Raw genomic sequence first — 26,120 nt, forward strand, 5'->3', positions numbered from 1 at the left:
GGCCACGCTTGCGGCTACAGTAGACACATGACTTCCGCATTCACGCGAATTGTTGGCAACGGCAACTGGCGATGGTGGCCCACAGCCTCCGTCCGTTTTGCCTGTCCGTTGCCAACCGAGATTTCGCGTGATTACCGAAGAAACGTTCCAGCGCCTCGCCGCTGAAGGTCACACCCTGATCCCCGTCGTGCGCGAGGTCCTGTCCGACCTCGACACACCCCTGTCCGTCTATCTCAAGCTGGCCGATGGCCCACATACCTATCTGTTCGAGTCCGTCGAAGGCGGCGAGCGCTCCGGGCGCTGGTCCATCATCGGCCTGCCGGCGCGCCGGGTGTATGCCTTCCGCGGCCATGCATTGTCGGTCAGCGAAGACGGCGTGGAGATCGAGCATCGTCATGTCGATGACCCGCTGGCCGAAGTCGAGCGCATCCGCACCACGCAGCGCGTGCCGGATGTGCCGGGCCTGCCGGGTTTCGGCGGTGGTTTGGTCGGCTGGTTCGGCTTCGAGTCGATCGGCTACATCGAACCGCGCTTTATCGAACAGAACAAACCCGACGAGCTGGGCACGCCCGACATTCTCCTGATGCAGAGTGATGAGCTGGCCGTTTTCGACAATTTGAAGGGCCGGTTGTATCTCATCGTGCATGCGGAGGCCGATGCGCCGCACGCCTATGCCCGCGCGCAACGTCGTCTCGATGCATTGGTGCATCGCCTGCGCCAGGCCGGTAGCGGCTATCCGGAAACCCTGCAAGGGCAGGTGCTGGACGAGGCCGATTTCCAGAGCGGATTCAGCCGCGAGGGTTACATCAATGCCGTCCGGCAGGTGAAGGACTACATCCGCTCCGGCGATGTCTTCCAGGTGGTGTTGTCGCAGCGCTTGTCGGTGCCGTTTCATGCGCGCCCGGTCGATGTCTATCGGGCCTTGCGAGCAATGAACCCGTCGCCCTATATGTACTTCCTCGACACCGGGCGCACGCAGGTCGTTGGCTCCTCGCCGGAAATCCTGGTGCGCTTGCAGGATGGCATCGTCACCGTGCGCCCGATTGCCGGCACGCGTCCGCGCGGTGAAACGCAGGAGGCCGATGTCGCCTTGGAAGCCGAGTTGCTCGCCGACCCGAAGGAACGCGCCGAGCACCTGATGCTGATCGACTTGGGCCGCAACGATGTCGGCCGCGTCAGCGAAGCCGGCACAGTGAAGCTTGGCGACAGTTTCACCATCGAGCGCTACAGCCATGTCATGCACATCGTCAGCGAAGTGACGGGCCGATTGCGCGTAGGGCTGGGGTACATGGATGCACTGCGCGCCGCGTTCCCGGCAGGCACGGTCTCCGGCGCGCCGAAAATCCGCGCGCTGGAAGTGATCCGTGAACTGGAGCCGGTCAAACGCAATGTCTATTCCGGCGCGGTCGGTTATCTCGGTTGGAATGGCGATGCGGATACCGCCATCGCGATCCGCACTGCCGTGATTCAGGACGGCCGCCTGCATGTGCAAGCCGGTGCCGGCATCGTCTACGACTCCGATCCGGAAAAGGAATGGGACGAGACGATGAACAAGGGGCGCGCGTTGTTCCGCGCGGTGGCGCAAGCGGCGAAGGGACTCTGAGGTGAAGCCATGATTTTGATGATCGACAACTACGACAGCTTCACCTTCAACCTCGTCCAGTACCTGCAGGAGTTGGGCGCGGACGTGCGGGTGGAGCGCAACGATGCCTTGACGGTGGAGGAGGTCGATCGCCTGGCACCGGACAAGATCGTCATCTCGCCGGGCCCGTGTACGCCGAACGAAGCCGGCATCTCGATGGCCTTGATCGAACGCCTCGGGCCGCGCATTCCCATCCTTGGCGTATGCCTGGGCCACCAGTCGATCGGCCAGGTCTATGGCGGCAAGGTGATCCGCGCGGGTCGCATCATGCATGGCAAGACCTCGCACATTCGCCATGAAGGCCGCGGCGTGTTCGCCGGGCTGCCGGATGCATACGAAGCCACGCGTTATCACTCGCTGGTGGTGGAGCGCAGCAGCCTGCCGGATGCGCTGGAAATCACCGCGTGGACGGAGAACGAGGATGGCAGCTTCGAGGAGATCATGGGCCTGCGGCACCGCGAACATCCGGTCGAAGGCGTGCAATTCCACCCCGAATCCATCCTTACCCAGCACGGCCATGCGCTGCTGAAGAATTTCCTGGAACGCTGACATGCCGATCACCCCACAACAAGCCTTGCAGCGCACCATCGAGCACCGCGAGATCTTCTTCGATGAGATGGTCGATCTGATGCGCCAGATCATGCGCGGCGAAGTCTCGCCGACGATGATCGCAGCCATCCTCACCGGCTTGCGGGTGAAGAAGGAAACGGTGGACGAGATTGCTGGCGCAGCGACCGTGATGCGCGAGTTTTCGCGCAAGGTCGACGTCGCAGATCGCACGCACCTGGTCGACATCGTCGGCACTGGCGGCGATGGCGCGCACACGTTCAACATCTCCACTGCCTCGATGTTTGTAGTAGCTGCGGCGGGTGCGCGTGTTGCCAAGCATGGCGGACGCAGTGTGTCATCCAGTTCGGGCAGCGCGGACGTACTGGAATCGCTGGGCGCCGACATCGAATTGCCGCCTGAGCGCGTGGCCGAATGCATCGCGCAAACGAGCATCGGCTTCATGTACGCGCCGCTGCATCACCCGGCGATGAAAGTCGTCGCGCCGGTGCGTCGCGAGATGGGCGTGCGCACCTTGTTCAACATCCTCGGCCCGCTGACCAATCCTGCGGGGGCGGAGAACATTTTGCTCGGCGTTTTCCATCCGGATCTCGTCGGCATCCAGGTGCGCGTGTTGCAGGCGCTCGGCGCCAAGCGGGCGCTGGTGGTGTGGGGGCGTGATGGTATGGATGAGTTGTCGCTCGGCGCATCGACCTTGGTCGGTGAATTGCGCGACGGCGAGGTGCGCGAATACGAAGTGCATCCTGAGGACTTCGGCATCGCCATGGCGCACACCCGCAACCTGCAAGTGAATGACGCGGCGGAGTCGAAGGCGATGCTATTGGAGGCGCTCTCCGGTACGCCGGGTCTGCCGCGCGACATCGTGGCGATGAATGCCGGCGCGGCCCTGTATGTCAGCGGCGTGGCCGACTCCATTGCCGATGGCATCGCGCGCGCGGGCGCAGTGATCGATAGCGGCGCGGCGCGTGCCAAGCTCGACGAGTACGTGGCCGTGACCCGCCAGGGCGCGGGTGGTTGACGTGTCGACGGCCCCGACGCACGCTCCCGATATGACTACGCCCATGCTCTTGCTCTGCAACGCGGATGTGCATGCGCCCGAATCCATCGGGCTGCGCCATCTATTGATTGGCGGCGGCAAGGTCCTGTGGATGGGCGAAGCCGAACCCACGTTGCCTGATGTGCTCGGCATCGATGTGATTGACCTGCAGGGTGCGCGCCTGATCCCGGGCTTCATCGACGGCCATGTGCATGTGAGCGGCGGCGGTGGCGAGGCCGGTTACGCCAGCCGTGTGCCGGCGCCGCTGCTGTCGCGTTACACCACCGCCGGCGTGACGTCGGTGATCGGCCTCTTGGGTACTGATGATGTCTCGCGCAGCACCGCGGAATTGCTCTCGCACGTGTATGCGCTGCGCGAGCAAGGCATGGGCGCCTGGGCGTATTGCGGCGGCTACCACATCCCGCCGACCACGCTGACTGGCACGGTGCGCGGCGACATCGTCTTCAGCGATGCGTTGATCGGCGTGGGCGAAGTCGCGATCAGTGATCACCGTTCCAGCCAACCGACGCTGGACGACGTGCTGCGCTTGGCATCGGAAGCGCATGTGGCGGGCCTGATGACCGGCAAGGCCGGCATCGTCCACCTGCACCTGGGCGATGGCGCGCGTGGACTGGAACTGGTGCGACAGGCGCTGGACACCAGCGAGATCCCCGCCCGCGTCTTTCAGCCCACCCACATCAATCGCAAGAAGGCCTTGTTTGAGGAAGCGGTGGCGCTGGCCAAGCGCGGCTGCCATGTCGATATCACCGCGTTTCCCGTCGAAGAGGGCGAGGATGCCTGGCCGGCGGACGAAGCCCTGCTGCGTTACCTCGACAGCGGCGCGCCACCGGAGTGGGTGAGCATCAGTTCCGATGCGGGCGGCTGTCTGGCCTGCTTCGATGAGCAGGGTCGCGTGTGCGGCATGGACATCGGCCACTCGGGCGCCTTGCTGGAAACCTTGAATGCCCTGCTGGTGCGCGGATTGCCGCTTGAGCGCGCCCTGCCGGCCTTCACCTGCAATGTCGCGGACTTGCTCCGCCTGCCCGGAAAGGGCCGTATCGGCGTGGGCGGTGACGCCGATCTGGTCGCCTTGGACGATGCGGGCCGGGCACATCATGTGCTGTTGGGCGGGGTCGCCCATGTGCGCGATGGCGCGGTGGTCCGCCGTGGTATGTTCGAGCGCTAATTTTGAGGGGAATGGCAGTACATGTGTCCCAGCAAGGTAGCTGATGGTGAACAACGCGGCTGGATCGTTCCCATCGGCGGGGCGGAAGACAAAGAATTGGACATGCGCGTGCTGCGCCGGTTCTTCGAGCTGTGCGGCGGCAAAGGGGCCGATATCGCGGTGATCCCGACGGCCAGCAAGCTGGTCGAGACCGGTGATCGCTACGAACAATTGTTTGCTGACATGGGGGCAGCCAATGTCAGCGTGCTGGATTTCGATACGCGACGTGACGCCCACGAGCGCAACCGGGTGGCAGCGATCGAGCAGGCCGATGGCATCTTCATCACCGGTGGCAATCAATTGCGGCTATCCACGATTCTCGGCGGTACTCCGATCGCGCAGGCGATTCGTGCCAGCAATGCACGAGGCATTCCCGTTGGCGGCACCAGCGCGGGTGCGGGCATCTTGAGCGAGCACATGATCGCGGGTGGAGACAGCGACAACGGCACCCCACATGCGAACAGCGTAAGACTGGCACCAGGCCTCGGCCTGACCAACCGCGTCGTCATCGACCAGCACTTTCGCCAGCGTGACCGCTTGGGGCGTCTGCTGGCGGCGTTGGCTTACAACCCGTTTGCCATCGGCTTGGGCGTGGATGAAGACACCGCGGCCCTGCTCGGCCCGGACAACGTGATCGAAGTGGAAGGCAGTGGTGCGGTGACCGTGATCGATGCCGATGACCTGCAATTTTCGTCCATGGCGCAAGTCAGCGGCGATGCGCCGGTCTGCATGCTGGGCGTGCAGATTCACATCTTGACCGCGGGTGCCAGTTTTAACCTGGGTACGCGAAAGGCATCGGCCGGCTCGCTGTCGCCAGTGAAGGAATGATCGTCATCGCCAATCGTTAGAACAACTGAGCGGGAGAGCTTGATGCGGGTACTGAATCGCAATGTCTATGTCGGGCCCTCGCAATACGCGAAGTTTCCGGTCATCCGCCTCGAGCTTGATCTCGGCGCGCTAGAGGAATGGCCAACCGCAAGATTGGGTAACGGCTTTGTCGATGCGCTGGTCGAAGCGCTGCCGGGCTTGGCCGAGCATGGTTGTTCGTATCGTGAGCCGGGCGGGTTCATCCGACGCATGCGCGAAGGCGAGGGCACGTGGTTGGGTCATGTGTTGGAGCATGTCGCCATCGAATTACAGAACGTTGCGGGCGAGGATGTCACCTTCGGCAAGACGCGCAGTATTTCCGACGACCGTCCCGGCGTGTATTCGGTCGTATACGAATACGCGCAGCGCGAGGAGGGCATCGCCGCTGGTGAGCTGGCGCTCAAGTTGCTGGACTCCTTGCTGCCGGCGGAGCTACGCAGCGCCACCAAGGACGAGTGGAACTGGCAAGAAGAACGTGACAGCTTCATCCGCTATGCACAGCGCCGTGCACTGGGCCCATCGACCATGTCGCTAGTGCGTGCGGCAGAAGAGCGCGGCATTCCATGGCTGCGTTTGAACGAGCAATCCCTGGTGCAGCTCGGTCATGGCAAGTACCAGCAGCGTATCCAGGCGACCGTGACCGGGCGCACGCCGCATATTTCGGTCGAGCTCGCCAGTGACAAGGAAGAAACTAACAAGATCCTCGCCTCGTTAGGTCTGCCTGTGCCGCGCCAGGTGTTGGTGACCAGCCAGACCGATGCGCTGCGTGCGGCGCGCAAGTTGGGAGGCAACGTCGTGCTGAAGCCGTATAACGGCAACCATGGGCGCGGCATCACCATCAATATCAGCGAAGACGATGACATCCGTGCGGCCTTCGATGCAGCGCGCGAACATTCGCGGTCGGTGATCGTGGAGACATACCTCGCTGGTGACGATCATCGTCTGTTGGTCGTGAACGGTGAGCTTGTGGCCGCCACCCGCCGCACGCCCGGTCATGTCGTGGGTGACGGGAAAAAAACCGTGGCCGAGTTGGTCGACATCGTTAACGACGACCCGCGTCGCGGCGTGGGCCACGAGAAAGTCCTGACGAAACTCAAGCTTGATCGCGAAGCCGAGCTGATGCTTGAGCGCATGGGCTATACCGCCGATTCGGTGCCGAAGGCAGGCGAAGTGGTGCCGCTGCGCTCCACCGCGAATTTGTCCACGGGCGGCACCGCCACCGATGTCACTGACATCATCCATCCGGACAACCGCGCAATGGCCGAGCGTGCGGTGCGGGCGATTGGCCTGGATGTCGGCGGCGTGGACTTCCTCACTACCAATATCGCAGAGAGTTACAAGGCAATTGGCGGCGGCATTTGCGAAGTGAACGCTGCGCCCGGCTTCCGCATGCACATCGCGCCCAGCGAAGGCACGCCGCGTGACGCCGCCGGTCCGGTCATCGACATGTTGTTTCCGTCGGGCACGCCATCGCGTGTGCCGATCGCTGCGGTCACCGGCACCAATGGCAAGACCACCACTGCCCGCATGCTGGCGCATATCGCCAAGATGGCGGGTTACACACCGGGGCTCACTACCACTGATGGCGTCTACATCGACGGCCAACGCACAGTGGAAGGCGACATGACCGGGCCTGTGTCCGCGCGCATGGTGCTGGCCGATCCGCAGATCGATCTTGCCGTGCTGGAAACTGCACGTGGCGGGTTGCTGCGCGCAGGTATGGGCGTGGCGGAAGTGGATGTCGGCGCGGTCATCAACGTCGCCTCGGACCATCTCGGTTTGAAGGGCATCGACACGCTGGAGCAACTGGCTGAGATCAAGCGCATCGTGGTGGAAGTCGCGAAGGAGTGCGCGGTGCTGAATGCCGACGACCCGAACGTGCTCAAGATGTCGGCCTACACCGATGCGAAAGTGATCTGTTACGTCACGATGAATCCCTCGCACCCGTTGGTGCGCGAGCATGTCCGCGCGGGTGGGCGCGCGTGTGCGCTCGAGAACGGCGTCAATGGCCACATGATCACCCTGTACGACAAGGGCAGCCACATCCCGTTGATGTGGACGCACCTGATCCCTGCGACGCTCGAAGGCCGCGCGATGCACAACGTGCAGAACGCGATGGTGGCCGCATCGATGGCGTTCTCGATGGGCATCAAGCTCGACGCGATTCGCCATGGCTTGCGCACTTTCGACACGACCTTCTTCCAAGCGCCGGGTCGGATGAACGTCTACAACGAACATCCGTTCAAGGTGGTGATGGACTACGCGCACAACGCACACGCCGTGATTGTGATGGCAGACCTCGCGCAGCGGCTGGATGCGAATCGTCGTATCGTGGTGGTGGCCGGCCCAGGCGATCGTCGCGACGAAGACCTGCGCGAAATCGCGAATGTGGTCGCTGGCAAGTTTGATCATTACGTGGTTCGGCGCGATGACGCTCTGCGAGGACGTGATGGCGACGAAGTGCCGCGCATCATCGCCAAGGCCCTGCGCGATGCGGGCGTTGATGAAAGCGCGATCAGCATCATCCCCGATGAACAGCAGGCGATCGATGCCGCGCTGCGCATGGGCCAGTCAGGTGATCTGGTGCTCGTGTTCGCCGATGCGCTGACGCGCTCGTGGAAACAGATCATCCGCTTCAAGCCCGATGGCGACATGCCGCAGGCGCCATTGCGCAGCGAAGTGCCTGAGCTTGAGACCACGCTGGACGAACAGCTCGTCGCTGCGATGGAAGGCGTGGTGCGGGATGAGCGCGGCCTGCGCTTCGAGCGCGAAGAAAGCGATTGAGCCGGGACAGCACGTGAACGAACCCTTCGAGGATTCACGCCGGTTGACTGGCGCCAATCTGTATTTCGATCGCGCCGGCGCGGCCTTGGAAACAGCGCCCGGACTAGTGTTCGACGCGAAGACATTGGTGCGCTGGCGCAGCAACATCGCACGTCTTCGTGACGTGCTTGGTTGGCCGGAGGGCGCCACCGTCGTGCGTGAGCACGCCACCGGGGCTTCACTCGCCTATGAAGCGCCTATCGACCAGCTCTACACCGCCGCCGAAGCCAACGAATGGGCGCTATACGCCGCGTTGGGCCAACGTGCCGATGACACGCCGGTGAACGATGACAGCGAAACACCACGCGCGCACATCGCCCATTTTGATGAAGATGAAGCGCTGCGACAGCTGAAGGCCTTGGCCGATGCGGAAGCGAAGCCGCGTGTGATGGACTTGATACGCGCCGCCCAGCAGCACGCGGTGCCCGCGCATGTCGATGATGATGCCTTGTCGATCGGCGAAGGCGAGCATTCGCAGACCTGGGCCATCGATGCATTGCCTGATGCAGGCGAGGTGCCATGGTCGCCGTTGAACGCGATCCCGAAAGCGGTCATCACTGGCTCCAACGGCAAGACCACCACCGTGCGCCTGCTCGCCGCGATGTTGGGTGCGCACGGCCAGCGCGCGGGATACAGCAGCACCGATGGCTTGTTCATCGATGGCGAGCGGGTCGAGGCCGGTGATTATTCCGGCCCGGTGGGCGCGCGCACGGTCTTGCGTGACGCGCGCGTGCAAGTCGCCGTGCTCGAAACTGCGCGAGGCGGGATGTTGCGCCGTGGCCTGGTGGCGAAGGATGCACGCGTCGCCGTCGTCACGAATATCAGCGCCGATCACTTCGGCGAATACGGCATCCACACCTTGGATCACATCGCTGCGGTCAAGCTGGTGGTGGCCAAGTCACTGGCGCCAGACGGCCTGCTGGTGCTGAACGCGGATGATCCGCAGTTGGTGAAACATGCGGCATCGACCGGCAAGTCACGCATCGCCTGGTTCGCCTTCGATTTGATGGATGCGGTGGCCCGCAGCAGCACCGCATGTGGCGTGCGCGAAGGTCGCCTGATCCTCGCCATCGACGGTATCGAACATGATCTGGGCGAGGTGGCTGCCATGCCGCTCACGCTCGGCGGCAGCGCGCGTTACAACATCGCCAATATTGCAGCGGCAAGCCTAGCCGCGCAGGCGCTTGGCATCGCACCCGCGACCATCGCATCCGTACTGAAACGATTCGGCGCCTCCAATGCAGACAACCCCGGTCGCCTGCAGCGTTGGTTCTTGGGCGATGTGCAAGTGCTGCTCGACTACGCCCACAACCCGGATGGCCTGCGTGGCCTGTTGCAGGTGGCCGAAGGCTTGCGCAGCCATGGTCGCTTGGCATTATTGCTGGGCCATGCAGGCAACCGATTGGAAGAAGACTTCCGCGCATTGGCGGCGGTTGCGGCAGAGGCAAGGCCGGACCGTGTCTGGCTGAAGGATATTGGGGGCGACTATTTGCGTGGCAAAACGTCTGGTCAGGTTGCGTCCATCATCCGTGATGCTTTGCTCGATGCAGGCCTCGATGAGGACGCATTGCCTTTGTGCCTGGATGAAGCCGAGGCATCGCGCCAGGCATTGGTTTGGGCGCGGCCCGGTGACTTGTTGGTACTGCCGGTGCATGAGCCATCACGTCGCGATGCCGTGGTCGCCTTGCTGGATCGCCTGCAAGGCGAAGGCTGGCGTGCGGGAGATGCGCTGCCAGATATGGCCAACCACCTCGACTAGAATGACCGCCCCGATGAAATGCCGGAAGCCATGCAAGACGTCCTGAACAAAATCCTAGATCGCAAGCGCGAGGAAGTAGCCGAACGCAGTGCGGTGACACCGCTTTCGGCATTGGAAGAGCGTTTGGTTGATGCGCCGGCCGTCCGGGATTTCGTGGGCGCGATGCGCGCCAAGATCGATGCCAAGCAGCCAGCCGTGATCGCCGAAGTGAAGAAGGCCAGTCCGTCCAAGGGCGTCATTCGCGAAAATTTCGATCCGGCCGCCATTGCCGCCAGCTATGAGGCAGGTGGTGCGGCTTGTTTGTCTGTCTTGACCGATGTTGATTACTTCCAGGGTGCCGATGTCTATTTGCAGCAGGCGCGTGGTGCATGCAGTCTGCCGGTGTTGCGCAAGGATTTTGTGATCGACCCTTACCAGGTGGTCGAGGCGAGAGTCTTGGGCGCGGATTGCATCCTATTGATCGTCGCAGCGCTGGATGACGTCGCCATGCATCACTTGGCCAGTCGCGCGTTGGCGCTGGGCATGGATGTGTTGATCGAATCGCACGACAGTGACGAGCTCGAACGTGCGCTCGCCGTGCCAGGGCTGGGGGCGCGCAAGCCGCTCATTGGCATCAACAACCGCAACCTGCGCGACTTCTCGGTATCGCTGGACGTCACGCTCGACTTGCTCGATCGCATCCCGGAAGGTCGCTTGCTGGTAACTGAAAGCGGCATCCACACCCGCGAAGACGTGGCGAGGATGCGTGATGCCGATGTCGATGCCTTCTTGGTCGGCGAAGCCTTCATGCGCGCCGATGATCCGGGCGCTGCACTGTCCGCGCTATTCTCCGGCGCATGAATCCCGAGTCGCCTGCGCCCCGTTACAGCGCGCCCCGCGCCGATGGCCCGCTGGTCGTATTCGACTTCGATCACACGCTTTATGACGGGGATTCGGGCACGCATCTCTTCAAGTGGTTGATCAAGCGTGACTGGTGGCGGGTGTTGTTGGCGCTGCTGATCACGCCCGTGTTTGGAACGATGATCGCCTTCCTGCCGACGCGCCGACGCGGCATCTCCGCCTTTGTATGGGTCGGGACCATCGGTTTGCATCGTCGTCGCGATCTGGATGATTTGATCGATCGCTATGTCGTCGCCAACGAGGCAACGCTGAGGGCAAAGTTGTTGCCCGTCGCGCTGCAGGTCTTCCACCAACATCGCGAGGCCGGTGATTGCGTGATCGTCGCCACAGGCGCGCCACCGGAATTGGCCCGTGCGATCCTCGCCTTCGTCGCCCACGAAGACGTGCCGGTGATCGGCACCCTGGTAGGCCCCAGGTTCGGTGCCATTGGTGCGGTCCGTCATTGCCACTACGAGATGAAAGTAACGATGATCCGCGAGGCTGGCTACATCCAGCCCATCCAGCGCGCTTACAGCGACAGCAGCGCAGACCTACCGTTGCTGAAAGCGGCCATAGCGCCCGTGGTCGTGAATCCGAAAGCGGAGCGGGTCGAGATGTTCCGCAAGGTATTGCCGGCGGGTACACCGATTCTCAATTGGGGTTGTGTGGATCGCGCAGGCGAGCCAGTCGCGTCCTGAAGTCGGGCAATCAGCAACCCAGGTGTTTGACGAAGCGAAGCGTTCCGTCGCTATATCCGCAGGCGCGATAGAACGCGTGCGCATCCGAGCGCTGTGAGCCGCTAGTTATTTCCAGGCGCGCCGCACCGCCGACACGCGCACGCCGCTCGGCCTCGCGGAGCAGTTGCCGGCCCAAGCCGCGGCCTTGCGCTTCGGGTGTGACCACCATCGCGGTGATGCGGCAGGTGGTGGTGCCGAGCGGCAAGTAATACATGAAGTCGAGCGCGATCAGGCCCGAGACCATGCCGTCCAAACGCGCCAGCACCAAGGCCTGACGGTCATTGGCGATGATCGCGTGGATGCGCTCGCTGGCGTCTTCGCGATCACATGGATAGCCGAGAGTGGACAGCAGCACGGCGACATCATCGGCATCCATCAGCGAGGCGCTGCGCAGATCCACGTTGTCCATCGGCTCATGCATCCCAGACTCCGTTCGTGGTTGTCGCGGCTCAGCGGGTGCCGTACAGCACCAGGGTCTTGCCGCGGGCGTGCAACTTGCCATCGGCCTGCAGCTTCTTCAGCACGCGGCCAGCCATTTCACGCGAGCAGCCGACCAGTCGCGCCAGCTCCTGGCGGGAGATGCGCAGCTGGGTGCCCTGCGGATGACTCATGGCATCGGGTTCTTCGGCCAAGTCGTGCAGGGTGCGGGTGATGCGGTCGGTGACGTCGAGGAAGGCGAGGCGGCTGGCCTTGCGGCTGGTGTCACGCAGGCGGCGAGCCAATTGGCCGCCGATGCCGTACAGCAGGCGCGGCGCGTCGGCAGCCAACGGGCCGGACATCAGCTGCAGCAGCTGTTCGCAGCCGATTTCAGCCAGCTCGCAGGCGCTACGTGTGCGCAGGGTGACTTCGCGTTGCTCGGCAAAGGCGCCGAACAGGCCCATTTCGCCGACGAACTCGCCCGGGCCGAAGTAGCCCAGGATCAATTCGCGGTTGTCATCTTCCTCGGCCAGGATGCTGACCGAGCCGTCGATGACGTAATAAAGCGTGCCTGCCGCATCGCCTGGACGAAAGATGTCCGCGCGCGAAGGGTAGCGTCGGCGCTGTGTGTACTGCAGAAACCGTTCGATGGTCGGGCCATCGGGCGCAAGCGTGCCTGTCTGGCGGCGCAGCGCTAGGTTCAGGGATGCGGGGAGATTCATCGCATGGCCGTTCGGGGGAAGCCACCAAGCTTAGGCGCTCGGGGGCGGCACGGCAAACGGCCGGTCACGCGGGCGGGCGGGGGATGCTTCATAATGCCCAGCTCGCGTCCCCCTGGAGTTCCGCCGTGGTCAAGCCGTTGCCGCGTTTGAAGCTGCAAGGTTTCAACAACCTCACCAAATCGCTTTCGTTCAACATCTACGACGTCTGCTACGCCGTGTCCGAAGACGAGCGCCAGCGCTACATCGAATACATCGATGAAGAGTACAACGCCGACCGTCTGACCCAGATCCTGACCGATGTGGCCGAGATCATCGGCGCGAACATCCTCAACATCGCGCGCCAGGACTACGATCCCCAAGGTGCGTCGGTGACGATCCTGATCTCCGAGCAGCCGGTCATCGACAAGGCCGATGCCAAGGGTGTGATTTCCGACGCCGTCGTCGCGCATCTCGACAAGTCGCACATCACCGTGCACACCTATCCGGAAACGCACCCGGACAATGGCATCGCGACCTTCCGCGCGGATATCGACGTGTCGACCTGCGGCGTGATTTCGCCGCTGAAAGCGTTGAATTACCTGATCGAGTCACTGGAAAGCGACATCGTGATCATGGATTACCGTGTGCGCGGCTTCACCCGCGACGTGAAGGGCAAGAAGCACTACATCGACCACAAGATCAATTCGATCCAGGATTACTTGGCCAAGAACATCAAGTCGCGCTACGAGATGCTCGACGTGAACGTCTACCAGGAAAACCTGTTCCACACCAAGATGCACCTGAAGGATTTCGACCTCGACAACTATTTGTTTGAAGAGAAGGCGAAGAACCTGTCGTTCAAGGACCGCATGAAGATCGAGCAGCGCCTCAAGCGCGAGATCGAAGAGCTCTACCAGGGTCGCAACCTGGCCGATTGATTCGGTTGCATTTCGATATGCAAAGGCCGCCCGAGGGCGGCCTTTTTATTGGCGGGTGAGTCGATATCGCCTCGCTCGGGCGGCAGTCAGATCCGGTAGGCGACGGTCTTCATCACCTTTGATGCCATCGACATCACGCCGGGGATGGGGAAGGGCAGCGTACGCGCACCGGCGGCCTCCGCCTGGTCCGCATGACGGGCTTCATCCATCTTCATTTGGGTCAGGATGGCGCGGCTGCGCAGGTCCTCGGCGGGGAGGTCCTCCAGATGCTCGTCGAGGTGGGCCTCGACCTGACGCTCGGTCTCGACGACGAACCCCAAATTCCAGCCATCGCCGCGCAGCCCGGCCAGCGCCCCGATCGCGAAGCTGCCGCCGTACCAGAATGGGTTGAGGAGGCTCGGGCGGCTGTCCAGCTCGGCCAGCCGGTCGGCGCACCAGGCCAGATGGTCGGTTTCTTCCTGCGCGGCGTGCAGCAGCTGGGCGCGTGTGGCCGGGTCACGCGCCACCGTGGCCTGCCCCACGTACAGCGCCTGCGCGCACACCTCGCCCACGTGGTTGATCCGCATCAGGCCCGCGGCGTGGCGGCGGCCGGCCTCGTCCATGACCACGTCCGGCTGCGGCTGGCCGGGGTTGGGGCGCTCCGCGACAGGGCGGCCCAGCACGGTTTCCAGGGCGTTCTGGGCGCCGGCCAACAGGCGATCCAGCGGGGTGAGGTGGCGAAGGGTCTCCATCCTCCTATTCTGAGGCATCCCCAAGCCGGGGGAGGTGGTGATGGGCTCGGCTTGCGCGCGGGAGTGCTGGGGGCTACAATCCCGCTTCTTTGTTTCCGCAACACCACAACGCGTGGCGAAGTTCCGTGGGCATCAGACCCGCGCAACCACCCCGACCAGGCACCTCAGAGCAGCATTTATGAAGACCTATACCGCCAAGAACGAGACCGTCCAGCGCGACTGGTACATCGTCGACGCCGAAGGCAAGACCCTCGGTCGTCTCTCCGCCGAACTGGCACACCGCCTCCGCGGCAAGCACAAGCCGATCTACACGCCGCACGTCGATGCAGGCGATTACATGGTCGTGATCAACGCCGAGAAGATCGTCGTCACCGGCAAGAAGCTGTCGGACAAGAAGTACCACCGCTTCACCGGCTACATCGGCAACCTGAAGACCGAGACCCTGGCCGAAGCGCTGGAGCGTCACCCCGAACGCGTCATCGAGATCGCCGTCAAGGGCATGCTGCCCAAGAACCCGCTCGGTCGCGCGATGTTCAAGAAGCTCAAGGTCTACAAGGGCTCCGAGCATCCGCACGCGGCGCAGCAGCCGCAGGTTCTGGATATCTAAGGCGAACACATCATGGCAATCCAGCAAAATTACGGCACCGGCCGTCGCAAATCCTCCACCGCCCGCGTTTTCCTGCGCAAGGGTGCTGGCAACATCACCGTCAACGGTCGTCCGCTGGACGAGTTCTTTGGCCGCGAGACCGCACGCATGATCGTGCGTCAGCCGCTTGAACTGACCCAGTCGACCGACAAGTTCGACATCGTCGCGACCGCTTCCGGCGGCGGCACCACCGGCCAGGCCGGTGCGATCCGCCTCGGCATCGCCCGCGCGCTGGTCGAGTACGACGAAACCCTGAAGACCGAGCTGCGCAAGGCGGGCCTGATGACCCGTGACGCCCGTGAAGTCGAGCGCAAGAAGGTCGGTCTGCACAAGGCACGTCGCGCAACTCAGTTCTCCAAACGCTAAGCCACTCGCCCTCTGGCGTTGTTGTGGCAGCTTGCCTGTACTGTCAGTACAGGCTTCGCCGCCACGCCTAGCCAGAGAGCGATTGTCTACGCGATTGAACGAAGTGTTTTTCTCGGCAATCGCGCAGCGTTATAATTGCTCCATAGCCCCGTCGCCAAGCGGTAAGGCACCTGACTCTGACTCAGGCATTCGGTGGTTCGAATCCATCCGGGGCTGCCACATCCAGATCGTTTCGCAGTCATTGCGGGCGATCACAGAAAGCCCGCTTCGGCGGGCTTTCGCGTTTCTGCATGACGCCATGATGCGCGTGATGTCGCATCCAAGGAGCTTGGTCGATGTTCCATCCGCCGTTCTCGATGCTTGAAAACATGGTCGCGGATATCCGCACACGCGGTTATGCGCTGCTGGCGCCGGATGATGCTGCGCGATTGGTGGGATGCAGTGCTGCCGAGCTCGACGCCTTGCTTCCTTCATGGAATGACTTGCCGGCCGACGAGCATCTGCGTGACGGTGGGCGTTATCGCTATCGACGCCATGCCAGTTATCGCTTGGAGCATGGCGTGCTGGAAGATGTGCCGCATCGCGCGCACTGGCAGTCGCAGGACTACAACGCGCTGCACGGGGGCTTGCTGCGTTGGTTCGAGCCGGTGAGCGATGCGACGCGTGCGCAGCCGGCATGGGGCAACATCATCGCGTCGATCGGCCATGTCTGCGATCAAGTCCGCGGACCGGAGCGCTGGTCGGTCGAGGCACATCAGTTCCGCATCGACACGGGCGACGGCATCGGCCGCCCGACGCCGGAAGGCGCGCATCGTGATGGCGTCGATTTCGTCGCGGTATTCCTGCTGGCGCGGCATCACATCAAGGGTGGCGAAACGCGGGTATTCGAGTTTGACGGTCCGACCGGTCTGCGTTTCACGCTGGACGCGCCGTGGAGCCTGATGCTGATGGACGACCCGCGCGTGATCCACGAATCCACGCCGATCCAGCCAGAGGAGGAGGGCGTGACCGGGCATCGCGACACCTTGGTGCTGACCTATCGTGCGGGCGGGTTCCAGGACGAGGCTTGACCGTTCGCGAACACCGCACGGCGTATGGGACAATGATGTTTCCCCATCGAACGGACATCGGATGAAACTCGGTTCCCTGAAGGAAGGCGGCCGCGACGGCACCTTGATCGTCGTCTCTCGTGACCTGTCGCGCGGCGTGCGCGCCAGCGGCATCGCGCCCACCCTGCAGCTGGCATTGGAAGACTGGAGCAACATCGCCCCCCGTCTCAATGCGCTGTACGAGGCATTGAATGCCGGCAACGCGGACGGCGCCTTTGACATCGATCTGCAGCAGCTCGCCGCGCCCCTTCCGCGTGCGTATGAATTTGTCGATGGCAGCGCCTATCTGCCGCATGTCGAGCGCGTGCGTCGCGCGCGTGGCGCCGAAGTGCCGGAAAGCTTCTACGTCGATCCGCTGATGTACCAGGCGGTGAGCGCCGGTTTCTACGGCCCACGCGATCCGGTGAAAGTGGTGAGCGAGGACTACGGCATCGACCTTGAGGCCGAGATCGTCGTGGTCACCGATGACGTGCCGATGGCGGTCACGCCGGATCAGGCATCAAGGCACATCCAGCTCATCGGTCTGATCAACGACGTGTCCTTGCGCAATCTCATCCCGCCGGAGCTCGCCAAGGGCTTCGGCTTCCTGCAGTCCAAGCCGCGTTCAGCGCTCAGCCCGGTGTTCGTGACGCCGGACGAGCTGGGCGATGTCTGGCAGGACGACAAGGTGCACCTGCCGCTCCTGACGCACATCAATGGCAAGTGGTTCGGCGCGCCGGAAGCGGGTGTCGACATGCAATTCAACTTTGCCCAACTGGTCGCGCACGCGGCCAAGACGCGTCCGCTGTCGGCAGGTACGATCGTCGGTTCCGGCACGATCGCCAACGAGGACACCAGCCTCGGCGCGTCCTGCTTTGCCGAGCAGCGCACGGTGGAAACCCTGCGTGACGGCAAGCCATCCACGCCGTTCATGTCCTTCGGCGATACGGTGCGCATCGAGATGCTGGACCGCGACGGCAACAGCATTTTCGGTGCAATCGAACAAGTGATCGAGCGCCAATCGGCGCCATGAGGAGGATGCGATGAGCGATGCGCTGACCCTGTATTCGTACTGGCGGTCCAGCGCCGCTTATCGCGTGCGCATCGGCCTGAACCTGAAGGGGCTGGATTGCAAGATCCAGCCCGTGCATCTGGTGCGTGATGGCGGCGAGCAGCGTGCGGATGGCTATCGTGCGCTCAATCCCCAACAGTTGGTGCCGACGTTGCTGCATGGCGAGCGAAGGATCACCCAGTCGATGGCGATCCTGGAATACATCGACGAATGTTGGCCGAAGCCGGCGCTACTCCCCACCGACGCGCGTGGCCGCGCACGAGTGCGGGCACTCTCGCAACTGGTTGCCTGCGACATCCACCCACTGAACAACTTGCGTGTACTGCAGTACCTCAAGCGCGAACTGGGCACAGAACAGCCGGCCATCGACGAATGGATGCGTCACTGGATGCGTGAAGGCTTCAGTGCGATGCAGGCGATGTTGGCCGACTCGACTGAAACCGGTGCATTCTGTCACGGTGAATCACCGACGATGGCGGATTGCTGCCTCATCCCGCAGCTCTTTAACGCGCGCCGTTTTGATCTCGATCTGAGCGCCTACCCGGAGCTCATTCGCATCGAGGCGAATGCGCTGGCGTTGCCGGCCTTTGAGCGCGCACGTCCGGAGAACCAGCCCGACGCCGAATGACTGCGTCGGGTGGCCTTCTAGAAATTGGTCTCGTCGAAGCCTTGCGAGATACCCGGCGTCTTGCTGCTGAAAACGTCGGCGTAAGGATCGTGCTCTTCGCTGGTGCCTTCGGACAGCCGGAATTTCAGCGCCAAGCCTTCGCGTGAATCTGCGGCGCGCAGTGCTTCCTCCATCCCGATCTTGCCCTGCTTGTACATCGTGAAGAGGGATTGGTCGAAGGTCTGCATGTCTTCGGCGAGCGATTCTTCCATGGCGGGCTTGATCTTGTGCACCTCGCCGCGGCGCATCAGGTCGCGGATCATCGGCGTGTTGAGCAAGACCTCCACCGCAGGCAGGCGCTTGCCATCGACACCCTTCACCAGGCGCTGCGAGATCACGGCGTTGAGGTTCAATGAGAGGTTCATCAGCACGTTCTTGTGCGCCGCCTCGGGGAAGAAGTTGAGGATGCGCTCCAGCGCCTGGTCGGCATTGTTGGAGTGCAGCGTCGCCAGGCACAGATGGCCCGTCTCCGAGAAGGTGATGGCGGCCTCCATGGTCGCGGCATCCAGGATCTCGCCGATCAGAATTACGTCCGGCGCCTCGCGCATCGCGTTCTTGAGCGCCTCGTGGAAGCTGTGCGTGTCGATGCCGACCTCGCGCTGGTTGACCAGCGAACGCTTGTGCCGATGCAGGAATTCGATCGGGTCCTCGATGGTGAGGATGTGACCGGTCATGTGGCTGTTGCGATGATCGATCATCGAGGCCAGCGTGGTCGACTTGCCCGAGCCGGTCGAGCCCACCACCAGCACCAGCCCGCGAGGCGAGGTGATCACGTCCTTGAGCACAGGGGGAAGTTGCAGGTCTTCGATGCTCGGGATGTCCGTGCGGATCGCGCGGATCACCATCCCGACCTCACCACGCTGCTTGAACACGTTGACGCGGAACCGGCCGGCATCCTGGATCGCCATGGCCATGTTCAGCTCCATGTCCCGCTCGAAGGCCTCGATCTGGTCCCGGTCCATCAATGAATGAGCGATCCGCTCGACCAGTCCGGGGGGGAGGTTGGTGGTCCCGAGCGGGTACAATTTGCCCTCCACCTTGATGTGGATGGGCGCACCGGTGGACAAGAACATGTCCGACCCGTGCTTCTCTGTCATGAGTTTTAGGAAGTGTCCGATGTCCATGGTATGAGTGCTCAATGGTCAGAATGCTGGGCTGCAAGTAGTTGACGTGGTCGTGAACTGATCGCAGAGTCGCCTGACAGAGTTGCTGGAAGTTGTCTTGATTGTAAAGCTCAAATGCCTTCCCAAGATTACACTTATACCCCTTGCGGACAGGGTCCGTGGTTAATCGAAGTGCTACCACTAATGAACAATAGCCCCCTTTCCTCTAATACTCATAAACCCGCAATAATGCGTGGCATGCTAGAGAATTGGGGGCTGATTTATGCTCTTGCTTCACGCGAAGTTGTCGGTCGTTACAAGGGATCGATTTTGGGGCTTGCTTGGTCTTTTTTTTCTCCAGTCCTGATGCTGGCGATCTACACGTTCGTTTTTTCGGTCGTGTTCAAGGCTAGGTGGCAGGGAGGGTCTGAGTCCAAGGCCGAATTTGCTCTGGTCCTATTCACTGGCCTGCTCTTCTTCAACTTTTTTTCCGAGTGCATCAACCGTGCGCCGGTGCTAGTGCTGGGAAACGTCAACTACGTTAAGAAAGTAGTATTTCCCCTCGAGACCTTGGCGGTGGTCTCTATGCTGTCGGCACTGTTCCATTTGTTGGTGAGCCTGTTAGTCTGGTTGTTGTTCTATTTGATTGTTTTCGGCGTACCGTCTTGGACCGCCTTGCTGTTTCCGCTCGTACTGCTGCCGCTTATAATGTTCACCTTGGGACTCAGCTGGGTACTCGCTTCACTTTCGGTCTATTTGCGCGATGTCGGCCAAGTTGTCGGCGTTGTGGTAACCATGCTGATGTTCCTGAGTCCGATCTTCTATCCCATTGATGCCTTGCCGGAATGGTTTCGTCCTTACATGAATGCCAATCCATTGACGTGGGTGATCGAGTCGGGGCGGGATGTGCTGATTTGGGGACAGGTACCTGACCTAGCAGGTTGGATGGTTGCCTTCGCGCTTTCTGCGCTAATTATGTGGTTTGGCCATATTTGGTTTAACGCGACAAAGAGTGGTTTCGCGGATGTCATCTGAAGTATTGATTCGGGTCCAAAATCTCTCGAAAGCTTATCGAGTCTATTCCAGCCCTAGAGAACGCTTGCAGCAATTCTTGTCTGCTGGGGTTTCGCGTCTGCTTGGATCGCCGGAGCGTGAGTATGGTAAGGAATTTCATGCCCTGCAGGATATATCGTTCAGTGTAGGTCGTGGTGAAACGGTCGGGATTGTTGGGCGGAATGGATCCGGAAAATCGACCCTGCTACAGATAATCTGCGGCACCTTGGCCAGCACTCATGGAACGGTTTCCACCCAAGGCCGAGTTGCAGCCATGCTAGAGCTGGGCTCCGGCTTTAATCCCGAGTTTACCGGGCGCGAAAATATTTATCTCAATGCGTCGATCCTCGGGCTCAGCAAAGCAGAAGTCGACGCGAGATACGAAGATATTCTCCGCTTTGCCGATATTGGCGATTTTGTCAATCAGCCATTAAAGACCTATTCCAGCGGGATGGTGGTGAGGCTCGCTTTTGCAACTTCAATTCACGTGCAGCCAGACCTGCTAGTGATTGACGAGGCGTTGGCAGTAGGTGACACCGCGTTCCAGCAGAAATGCCTCAGTCGTATTCGCGCCATGCAGGAGAGTGGCGTGACTATCCTGTTAGTGACCCATTCAAGTAACGCCCTGATTGAGTTCTGCGACCGGGGTATATACCTCAAAAAGGGCCGATTGGTCATGGACGGCGATTGTCGTGAAGTGGTCAAGCTTTATGCGGATGACTTAGTCGAGGAAGAGGGGGGGGTGGTCTACAGTGCGCCAGTAAGAGAGAGCGCAGACTCTGTGGCGCCCACCAGTGGATCACTGGATAAGGTTGCCCTTGAAGCTGTAGAGGGGGAGTTGCCGAATGTCGTTGACGAGCAAAGGCTGGAAAAAACTCCAGGCGAGGAGTCTATGGTGATGTCCAGCCCGTCTACTCAGAAAGTCTCTGACTTAGACCCAATCGACTTCGCACCGATCATGCCGAGCGCTATGGGAGGTCTTAAGCCATTGCCTAGTCACTCGTCGCAGAGCGCTATCCATCCGATCAGTGTGGGTATAACGGACATCTATGGCGAGGCGCGGGTCAATTTCGATTTTCGAGACGTTTTCGAGATAAGGTGCCTGTGGGCCGTTTCGGAGCTGCTACCCGACCCCTGTTTCGGCATCCAGTTATTGAGCGTGGATGGCATATCGCTGTGGAGTACGACAACCTTGAATATGGATATGCACAGTCGCCTGCTCGAGCCTGGTGTGCATGAGGTCGTTTGGCGCTTGCGCGCCAACATGTGTGGGGGAAGGTATGTCTTCGCACTTGGCGCAGGCAGAGTCATCGATGGTGAGTACAAGCGATACTCACGTATCGATTATGCGGGGCATATCGATATCCTGCCCCAGCGCGGACAAGGTGCTGGTTGGGTGGCCGCCGAGCCCCGTTTCGCATTGCTGGAAACGTGTTGATGGACGCGGTTGGCACGAGCCTACAACCAGCAGGCAGGGAATCTGATCGGGTGAAGCTTCTTGTTCATGGTTGGTATGGCGCGGGTAACGTCGGCGATGAGCTATTGCTTGCGTTATTGAAAATGTGGGCTCAAGCTGAAGGTGCCGATGTCAAGGTCATGAGTATCGCCCCCAAGCTGACAACGGCAATGCATGGTTGCGAGGCTGTGGACAGACATAACCTCTACTCCGTTGCACTTGCCATGAAGGACAGCGACCTGTTTGTGCTCGGGGGGGGGGGGTTGTTGCAGGCGCACGATGACTTCACGGTTCCCGCTTTGTACGACTTCCATCGCCCTGATATAGCGGGCTATGTGCGCCCGGCTCTAATGGCGAAGCAGTTTGGCTTGACCACACTGGCATGGGCCCAGGGAGTCGGTCCGCTGTCCTCGGGGGATCCTGAAGATATTGTTTCCTCGTTGCTCCGCAATCTCGATTTTGTCAGTGTTCGTGATCGGGAGTCGCTGGAGACATTGCGAATGCTAGGGGGCGGTGACAATGTCGTATGCGCGCCGGATGCAGTATGGGCGTTTCCGCTCTCTGTCAGTAATCCGAGTGTGGATCGACAAAGAATCCGGATTGGAATTGTGGTCCGCGACTGGCATGAGTGGAGTGCGTTTGACTGGAGTTCGAGTCTCGTAGAGTTCTTGTTGCATGCTCTGGACCCTGAACGCCACGAACTAGTCTGGATACCGTTCCAACCCTACGAGGTTCCAGGACGCAGCAGTAGTGACCTTGCGTTGATAGAGCGCCTTACAGGAATGGTTCCTGCCCCCTTTGTGCAGGAAGTTTGCAAACTTCATTCGCCGCAAGAGGCCGTGCAGGCCATTAATGACTGTGACGCATTGGTGGCAATGCGTTTACATGCACAGATAGTGGGGCTTAAGTTGGGTCTTCCGGTGATGGCTGTCGAATACGACAAGAAAATGGCTGCCACCTCTGAGCTGGCTGGTGTGCTTGATCATTGTCGGCTCACCCAGGTCGACTTCAAGCAGGGTTTAATGGGAAAGATTGAAAGATGGTTAAAAGATGTGGATGGCCGATCGGCTAGCGCGTCTTCCGAAACAGTTATGAAGCTGACTAATGATGCTCAACGGCATAGAGATGTTCTGCGGGCTGCCATTAACGCAGCTAGGAAGTCGCCGGCGCGTCGATGGGATGCTAAGGATGGATTTGACTGGGTGAATGCATGGAGCAATTTTGGAGGCAATATCAGTGAAGACTTTCATGACATACGCGACGCATGGAGATTGCTGAAGATGGCCGCTAAGTATCAGCTAGACGACATGGACGAACGACGGGCAGTGCTTGAAAAAAGTCAGTTGTACCAAGATGGCGTGGTTAGGGCGGTCGCTGAGTCGATGAAGTCAATAGAAGAAATTGCGCAGCAGATTTCGGCGGGTGTCTCTAATCGCAACGAACTTGAAATGACGCTCGCTAGTCTCGCCGAGTTGGTTACTCATCAAGCTGCTGAAATCGGGGAAAAGCAGAGGCTTTTCGAACGATACGTAGATGACTTTCAGCAGCGCGAGCGCGAACACCAGGCGCTCTTAGCTGATGAAAAGAAACGTTTCGAGCGTTATTCAGATGACTTTCAGCAGCGCGAGCGTGAACATCAGGCGCTTCTAGCTGGTGAACAGAAGCGTTTCGAGCGTTATTCAGATGAATTTCAGCACCGTGAACGCGAGCATCAGGCGCTTATAGTTGATCAGCAGGAGCGGCTTGAACGACACGTAGAAGATTCTCAGCGTCGTGAGCGTGAGTGCGGTGTGCTGACGGATCAACTTCTACAGCATCAGGCTTGGCTCAAAAGTATTCGCTTAGAAGCTGACGGGTTGAAGTCTAAGATGCAGGTGTTGCAACACGATCTGGAACTTAGAAACAACCTCCTGACTCAGGAACGGCAACGAAATGCTGCGTTGCGAGGTTCTACCTCGTGGCGCGTGACCCAGCCGCTGCGGTCGATTAAGCGGTTCTTGTGGCGCCTCGGCCCTGAGCGCGATTCCATGGAAATGCCACTTGCCACACATGATCCGCAGCTGCCGGTCGCCGTTGACCCCAGTAGACTGAATGCCACGCATGGTTTTGCGTCAGACAGCAAAGCGCCATTACCATCGCAGGCCCCGGAGATTCGGGATTGGCGTGAAACCTCGTGCAGGAAGGTTTTTTTCTTTACAGGCGTACCTTACGACGACATAGGCGGTGGCCAACGTGCTGCGCAGCTGGCTCGGGTGCTGCTGTCGAGGGGTGAACGTGTCCACTATGTGTATGCGTACCGTAAGTGGCACGAAGGAGTCGAAGTTGAAAGCGAGGTGTGCATCCCGCGTCTGGAACATACGTTTTTGGGAAATAGCACAGTCGAGGATGTTTTGGCCGATGCGAAGCCTGGTGACGTGGCGATCTTCGAACTGCCGCATATTGATTTCAAGAGTGCGCTAGATATTTGCAGCCGATGTGGTGTGAGCAGTGTTTTCGAATTGATCGATGCATGGGATAGTTCGCTTGGTGGTGATTGGTTTTCCGAGGAGGTGTTTCAGTACTTCATAGATCGTAGCGATAAGGTCGTAGGTACAGCCAAGGTCTTGCAAGGGGTGTTGAAATCGCGTGGACGTGCGGATGCTCTATATTTGCCGAATGCGGCGAATGAATCGATTTTCGATGCGTACCGGCATTACGAGCGCCCGGCTGAGCTTGAACCCGAGAAGCGCGTAGCACTTTACTTTGGCTCTCTTTATGGCGAGTGGTTCGACTGGGAGGCGCTGGACGCTGCTGCACGCCACTGTCCGGATACTGTGTTTTACCTGATCGGCGATCCACCCGTGGGCCTGACCGTAGCGGAGAATATTAGATTCTTGGGGCCGAAGAACATCGATGAGCTGCCGGCCTTTCTTCGCCACGCAGATATTGCCTTGCTTCCATTCAAGCCAGGTCATATTTCCGATGCTGTGTCTCCTATCAAGATCTTCGAATACCTCTACATGGGGGTGCCGGTAATATCAAATCTTTTGCCGGAGGTCGTGGATTACCCGAATGTGTCTATTGCTACTAGCGTTGAAGAGTTTGCTCGACTGTGTGCAGCCCCAGCAAGGACCGGCGAGGACGTCGACCGTTTCATCATGGAAAATTCTTGGGGTGCGCGCGTCGATGCTCTGGCTTCCCCAAGGTTTGTCGTCGGCAAGAAGGTGAGCGCGATTGTGTTGATACACAACAATCGCGCCATTATCGAGCGCTGCCTGACAAGTCTTCTTCGGCATGGCGAAGACTTTTGGGCCGAAGTAATTGTCGTGGACAATGACAGTTGCGATGGTGGCGCCGAATACGTTGAAGCACACTTCCCGCAGGTCAAATTGCTACGCAACAACCGCAATGGTTGCAGCTCGGGCCGCAATCTGGGCGTGGCCCATGCCAGTGGTGACTACTTGGCTTTCTTTGATTCGGACCAGTGGTTGACCAACCGAGGCGGGATAGAAGAAGCGTTACAGATTCTTGAGGCTCGCCCTGATATCGGTGCGGTGGGTTGGGCTGCCGGCTGGTTTGCCGATGGCAACGATAATTTCGGCGGGCCGATTATGGACTATATGCCCGCCCGCGGCACCAATGTGGCGGAATACCAGCAGTATGGGGTGCGTACCGATATTGCTTATCTTGGTTCCGGTGGGTTGTTTCTGCACCGTGACATTTTCCATGCCACGGGAGGCTTCGATGAATTCTACGACCCGACTTGCTTCGAAGACACCGACTTCACGCTGTCCATAAAGGCTACTGGGCGCAAGATTGCTTATCGCGACCTTCAAGGAGTACGCCACCAGCCGCACCAGACGACGAGCGCTTCAGCCGGCAATGAGTCTTACCAAGCGCTATTCCGTCGCAACGCGAATTACTTTGGCAAGAAGTGGCAGGCAAACCATCCGGACTATTTCTTCGATGCACCACCCCACCCCTAACGGGCTGTGTGGGATCAATTATGCGTCGAACATCTTGTGGCCATAATCAGCCAGCATATGGTCCCATTCCGCGGCCGAGCCATACCATGGCGATTCGGGATGGTCGACGGCGCTGCCATAGCCTTTGTAGGTTATCCCGTCGATGTTGACCGGCAAAGCCGAGGGATTCTCGACGCAGACCATCAGTTCAAACGGTTTGCTATCTGGACCGCGCAGCGTTTGTAGCGCCGAGTGCATCCGAGATGGCAGGCTGGATGCGGCCGTGCCCTCACTGGCAAGCATGATGTAGAGGGTATTCCAGCTGTTTAGGGCACGAAACTCCGAAATCATGTGCTGTACCTTGCTGGCCAAAACAGGAATCTCCTTGCGCCAGTCAGCATAA

At 60.5% G+C, this 26,120-nt stretch carries 23 protein-coding genes and 1 tRNA gene; 19 read left to right on the forward strand and 5 right to left on the reverse strand.

Translation table 11 applies throughout. The features are described 5' to 3' along the window. Positions 1-127: 127 nt before the first annotated feature. The 9 genes from trpE to BW989_RS00450 are packed head-to-tail and all read left to right on the forward strand — an operon-like array spanning position 128 to position 11,496. Positions 128-1,603 (forward strand): anthranilate synthase component I, encoded by a 1,476-nt coding sequence (trpE, locus tag BW989_RS00410; protein ID WP_076584544.1) that lies wholly within the window; start codon positions 128-130, stop codon positions 1,601-1,603. Between the two features lie 9 nt (positions 1,604-1,612). Continuing rightward, complete coding sequence (locus tag BW989_RS00415; protein ID WP_076584545.1) at positions 1,613-2,191, forward strand: anthranilate synthase component II; 579 nt, start codon at positions 1,613-1,615, stop codon at positions 2,189-2,191. A 1-nt stretch (position 2,192) separates the two neighbouring features. Further along, positions 2,193-3,227, forward strand: a complete 1,035-nt coding sequence (gene trpD / locus BW989_RS00420; protein WP_076584546.1) for an anthranilate phosphoribosyltransferase — start codon at positions 2,193-2,195, stop codon at positions 3,225-3,227. A gap of 31 nt (positions 3,228-3,258) precedes the next feature. After that, positions 3,259-4,431 carry a beta-aspartyl-peptidase gene (gene iadA / locus BW989_RS00425; protein WP_076584547.1) on the forward strand — a complete coding sequence of 391 codons (1,173 nt, stop codon included), beginning with the start codon at positions 3,259-3,261 and terminating at the stop codon, positions 4,429-4,431. A gap of 21 nt (positions 4,432-4,452) precedes the next feature. Next, complete coding sequence (locus BW989_RS00430; protein ID WP_076584548.1) at positions 4,453-5,298, forward strand: cyanophycinase; 846 nt, start codon at positions 4,453-4,455, stop codon at positions 5,296-5,298. Between the two features lie 42 nt (positions 5,299-5,340). Next, positions 5,341-8,121 carry a cyanophycin synthetase gene (cphA, locus tag BW989_RS00435; RefSeq protein WP_076584549.1) on the forward strand — a complete coding sequence of 927 codons (2,781 nt, stop codon included), beginning with the start codon at positions 5,341-5,343 and terminating at the stop codon, positions 8,119-8,121. Positions 8,122-8,134: 13 nt separating this feature from the next. Continuing rightward, on the forward strand, positions 8,135-9,919 hold the full coding sequence (locus tag BW989_RS00440) for a Mur ligase family protein (protein ID WP_076585212.1): 1,785 nt from the start codon (positions 8,135-8,137) through the stop codon (positions 9,917-9,919). 30 nt (positions 9,920-9,949) lie between these two features. Beyond that, positions 9,950-10,759, forward strand: a complete 810-nt coding sequence (trpC, locus tag BW989_RS00445; protein ID WP_076585214.1) for an indole-3-glycerol phosphate synthase TrpC — start codon at positions 9,950-9,952, stop codon at positions 10,757-10,759. Then, positions 10,756-11,496 (forward strand): haloacid dehalogenase-like hydrolase, encoded by a 741-nt coding sequence (locus BW989_RS00450; RefSeq protein ID WP_076584550.1) that lies wholly within the window; start codon positions 10,756-10,758, stop codon positions 11,494-11,496. The genes trpC and BW989_RS00450 overlap by 4 nt, the downstream gene beginning before the upstream one ends. 10 nt (positions 11,497-11,506) lie before the next feature. On the opposite strand, the gene BW989_RS00455 is transcribed toward BW989_RS00450, so the two are convergent. Together BW989_RS00455 and crp are read right to left on the reverse strand one after the other, a co-directional pair. Continuing rightward, positions 11,507-11,956 (reverse strand): GNAT family N-acetyltransferase, encoded by a 450-nt coding sequence (locus BW989_RS00455; protein ID WP_165688529.1) that lies wholly within the window; start codon positions 11,954-11,956, stop codon positions 11,507-11,509. Positions 11,957-11,984: 28 nt separating this feature from the next. Further along, a complete protein-coding gene (gene crp / locus BW989_RS00460) occupies positions 11,985-12,674 on the reverse strand; it encodes a cAMP-activated global transcriptional regulator CRP (protein ID WP_076584551.1) in 690 nt (229 codons plus the stop codon). Positions 12,675-12,799: 125 nt separating this feature from the next. On the opposite strand from crp, the gene speD reads away from it, so the two are divergent. Further along, positions 12,800-13,591 (forward strand): adenosylmethionine decarboxylase, encoded by a 792-nt coding sequence (gene speD, locus BW989_RS00465; RefSeq protein WP_076584552.1) that lies wholly within the window; start codon positions 12,800-12,802, stop codon positions 13,589-13,591. A gap of 86 nt (positions 13,592-13,677) precedes the next feature. On the opposite strand, the gene coq7 is transcribed toward speD, so the two are convergent. Beyond that, positions 13,678-14,322 (reverse strand): 2-polyprenyl-3-methyl-6-methoxy-1,4-benzoquinone monooxygenase, encoded by a 645-nt coding sequence (gene coq7, locus BW989_RS00470; RefSeq protein WP_076584553.1) that lies wholly within the window; start codon positions 14,320-14,322, stop codon positions 13,678-13,680. Positions 14,323-14,500: 178 nt separating this feature from the next. On the opposite strand from coq7, the gene rplM reads away from it, so the two are divergent. The 6 genes from rplM (at position 14,501) to maiA (ending at position 18,122) form a co-directional block, all read left to right on the forward strand. After that, entirely contained in the window at positions 14,501-14,929 is a 429-nt protein-coding gene (rplM, locus tag BW989_RS00475) for a 50S ribosomal protein L13 (protein WP_076584554.1), read from the forward strand. 12 nt (positions 14,930-14,941) lie between these two features. Further along, a complete protein-coding gene (gene rpsI / locus BW989_RS00480) occupies positions 14,942-15,334 on the forward strand; it encodes a 30S ribosomal protein S9 (RefSeq protein ID WP_076584555.1) in 393 nt (130 codons plus the stop codon). Positions 15,335-15,478: 144 nt separating this feature from the next. Beyond that, positions 15,479-15,553 (forward strand) — tRNA-Gln (locus tag BW989_RS00485). Between the two features lie 116 nt (positions 15,554-15,669). Further along, positions 15,670-16,404: a 2OG-Fe dioxygenase family protein gene (locus BW989_RS00490; RefSeq protein WP_076584556.1), complete on the forward strand. Its 735-nt coding sequence runs from the start codon at positions 15,670-15,672 to the stop codon at positions 16,402-16,404. A 61-nt stretch (positions 16,405-16,465) separates the two neighbouring features. Then, entirely contained in the window at positions 16,466-17,455 is a 990-nt protein-coding gene (locus tag BW989_RS00495) for a fumarylacetoacetate hydrolase family protein (protein ID WP_076584557.1), read from the forward strand. 10 nt (positions 17,456-17,465) lie between these two features. Then, positions 17,466-18,122, forward strand: a complete 657-nt coding sequence (gene maiA / locus BW989_RS00500; RefSeq protein ID WP_076584558.1) for a maleylacetoacetate isomerase — start codon at positions 17,466-17,468, stop codon at positions 18,120-18,122. A gap of 17 nt (positions 18,123-18,139) precedes the next feature. Here maiA and BW989_RS00505 read toward each other — a convergent pair whose 3' ends face one another. Continuing rightward, positions 18,140-19,285, reverse strand: coding sequence for a PilT/PilU family type 4a pilus ATPase (locus tag BW989_RS00505; RefSeq protein WP_076584559.1), 1,146 nt, complete (start codon positions 19,283-19,285; stop codon positions 18,140-18,142). 237 nt (positions 19,286-19,522) lie between these two features. Here BW989_RS00505 and BW989_RS00510 point away from each other — a divergent pair, with 237 nt between their 5' ends. The 3 genes from BW989_RS00510 to BW989_RS00520 all read left to right on the forward strand — a co-directional run bounded on the left by BW989_RS00510 (position 19,523) and on the right by BW989_RS00520 (position 25,738). Further along, on the forward strand, positions 19,523-20,299 hold the full coding sequence (locus BW989_RS00510) for an ABC transporter permease (protein ID WP_242651193.1): 777 nt from the start codon (positions 19,523-19,525) through the stop codon (positions 20,297-20,299). A 64-nt stretch (positions 20,300-20,363) separates the two neighbouring features. Beyond that, positions 20,364-21,755: an ABC transporter ATP-binding protein gene (locus BW989_RS12535; RefSeq protein ID WP_076584561.1), complete on the forward strand. Its 1,392-nt coding sequence runs from the start codon at positions 20,364-20,366 to the stop codon at positions 21,753-21,755. Then, positions 21,755-25,738, forward strand: coding sequence for a polysaccharide pyruvyl transferase family protein (locus BW989_RS00520; RefSeq protein WP_076584562.1), 3,984 nt, complete (start codon positions 21,755-21,757; stop codon positions 25,736-25,738). Before BW989_RS12535 ends, BW989_RS00520 begins: the two co-directional genes overlap by 1 nt. Positions 25,739-25,756: 18 nt before the next feature. On the opposite strand, the gene BW989_RS00525 is transcribed toward BW989_RS00520, so the two are convergent. Continuing rightward, positions 25,757-26,068, reverse strand: coding sequence for a hypothetical protein (locus BW989_RS00525; RefSeq protein WP_076584563.1), 312 nt, complete (start codon positions 26,066-26,068; stop codon positions 25,757-25,759). Positions 26,069-26,120 lie beyond the last annotated feature (52 nt).

The sequence above is a fragment of the Solilutibacter tolerans genome, assembly GCF_900155935.1.
Taxonomy (GTDB): domain Bacteria; phylum Pseudomonadota; class Gammaproteobacteria; order Xanthomonadales; family Xanthomonadaceae; genus Solilutibacter; species Solilutibacter tolerans.